Origin of the sequence: Labilibaculum manganireducens (assembly GCF_002843385.1) — a bacterium.
In the GTDB taxonomy this organism is placed as follows: Bacteria; Bacteroidota; Bacteroidia; order Bacteroidales; family Marinifilaceae; genus Labilibaculum; species Labilibaculum manganireducens.
In genome coordinates this window covers 1-2,006 of record NZ_MVDE01000077.1, presented here as the reverse complement: position 1 = coordinate 2,006, position 2,006 = coordinate 1, and the positions used below count along the sequence as shown (strand labels likewise).

At 37.9% G+C, this 2,006-nt stretch carries 2 protein-coding genes; both read right to left on the bottom strand.

Annotated features, from left to right (window positions below; translation table 11 throughout):
- Nucleotides 1–143: 143 nt before the first annotated feature.
- Complete coding sequence (locus BZG01_RS21215; RefSeq protein ID WP_101311833.1) at nt 144–887, bottom strand: DUF6261 family protein; 744 nt, start codon at nt 885–887, stop codon at nt 144–146.
- A gap of 568 nt (nt 888–1,455) precedes the next feature.
- Complete coding sequence (locus BZG01_RS21695; RefSeq protein WP_180327425.1) at nt 1,456–1,623, bottom strand: hypothetical protein; 168 nt, start codon at nt 1,621–1,623, stop codon at nt 1,456–1,458.
- Between the last annotated feature and the right edge of the window lie 383 nt (nt 1,624–2,006).

The window sequence follows — 2,006 nt, the reverse complement described above, 5'->3', positions numbered from 1 at the left end:
GGATTTAGGTTTGTTTAATATGTCGAATAAATATGTACTGTTACAAAATTAATTTGAAATCGCCGTATACGAGAGTACGTACGGTGGTGTGAGAGGGCGAGGGAGTAATCCCTCTACCTACTCGATTAATTAGCCCATTGTTTTTATTCTGCAGGAATCTCTTCTGAGGCGGCTTTCGATCGAATGCTTTTGCGGATTTGCGCCTTAGCATTCACGGCCTCGATGGTCTCGGTAATTACACCAAGAATTTCCTGGTAGATTTCCGGCATTGCTTCGACCGCATTTTCGAGATGAGGCAGTAATCTTTCATTCACAATTTTTCTCACCTCATTTTTTAGTGCCGAAGGAGCCGTAATATTCTCTTTAACAGCATTTGCCTCCATCATTTTCGAGTAAGCTGTTTCTAAATCAGAGGTCGATTGTTTAAACTTTTCAACTCTGGGACTAACAGCAATCAGATTGGCAATTTTCGCCTTAAATTGCGCACTGTCTAAATTACCCAGCAGCGCTTTGCTTAATGCCAATTGTTTCTCGCAGCTCTGTTTATGAAGATTCAAATTATGCGACTTTAATAAGCCCCAAACATCAACAGCATCCTGCACCAGATTCGCATCGGGCAAATACGTATTTGCCTTTACAAACTGCTTTAAGCACACAAAATCGTTGTCGGCAATCTCATCCTCTTTTCTTAGGTTCTCGGCCAAAGCACCACTAAGGCTGTACTCAATCGACCGGGTAAGATCTTTATTTGTCGTTCCCAAATCTGCAATAATATAGCTCAATATCTGGTCGGCCGACCAATCTTTTTTGTCCAGTTCACCAACAATAACACTTGTGCCGGTGCTGACTTCATTGCTGTCGCAATAATGATAATAGTTTATAGTCATTCTCTCTGATAATTTTAGCGAAGTCTGAGCCGGATAGGTAAAAAGCGGTGCAGAGCTTCTGTGTTAAAAATGTTTTGTGTTGGATATTTTTGGGCTATCGGACAGCTAATCTACAAAATCAATCTAACAGTAAGCATGTTTTTAGTGAAAAATACTATGATAATTTCAAATTGCATGATTTAAGTGCTTACAGCTTCGGCATTTCCATCAATTTATTTTATTATCTGATTTTATTGCCATGATATAGTAAAATTAAATGCTTAAATGTATTTAACGACTATTTATGTGGTATTTCGCCAGGTATGCATCAAAAATTCTTCCGGTTTCAGTTTCAACTCACATGCAAAGCTTGTTTTTGAATTGTATAAGGCCTTGTTTCATTCAAAAACATCGATTTTCGCATTGTCTGCAGCCTTTTCTCTTACGAAAAGGCCAAAAATGAACTCATATTTGCATTGCCGAAGAGAAAATGGACAGCTTGTCATGCGTGTAAGCCATTTATTTTGAGTTGACAGCCATTTTTGAGCTGAAAAGACCACTGCCGAAGAGAATTTGATCACATTTGCCATCAAATTGCCCATTTCACATCAGAATTGCCCACAATTACATTCAAATTGCTCATTGCCGAAGAGAAAACGCTCAAATTTGCACAAACGAGTTCATTTCTGATCAGAAATCTGCCAATTTGTCCTTCACTTATCAATGCCGAAGAAGAATTCCCGTTTTTAGCACTCATTTGTGCAATTCTCTTCGGCGGCGATCTGCGAAAATATATTTATGGTTGAATATTTAAGAGCAAAGCTTTCAACTTTCCGCTCAATCGCTTATGGCAACTAAAAACCTTATAAATAGTACCCCGATAGTGATTATAATTTGCTAGATTTGGGCTTGTGAATTGTAAATAGCTGCACAATATACACCCATACGGAATGTATTGTGCACCTTTTTATTTGATATAGTAGAAATAAGTGCACCGGTGCACAATCTAAAAAGTTGAACAAAAACCGCCTATGGCGGTAGTTAAGAAATAAGCTCGTAACTTGATTGAATATTTATTCATTAAAAATTTAGTCATGAAAAAAAAGTCTTAGAGAACGGATGATTGCGGAGATGCAGATT

Coding starts and splice junctions, on each gene's coding strand:
- BZG01_RS21215 (WP_101311833.1), bottom strand. CDS start 887: ATGACTATAAACTATTATCATTATTGCGACAGCAATGAAGTCAGCACC.
- BZG01_RS21695 (WP_180327425.1), bottom strand. CDS start 1,623: ATGAGTGCTAAAAACGGGAATTCTTCTTCGGCATTGATAAGTGAAGGA.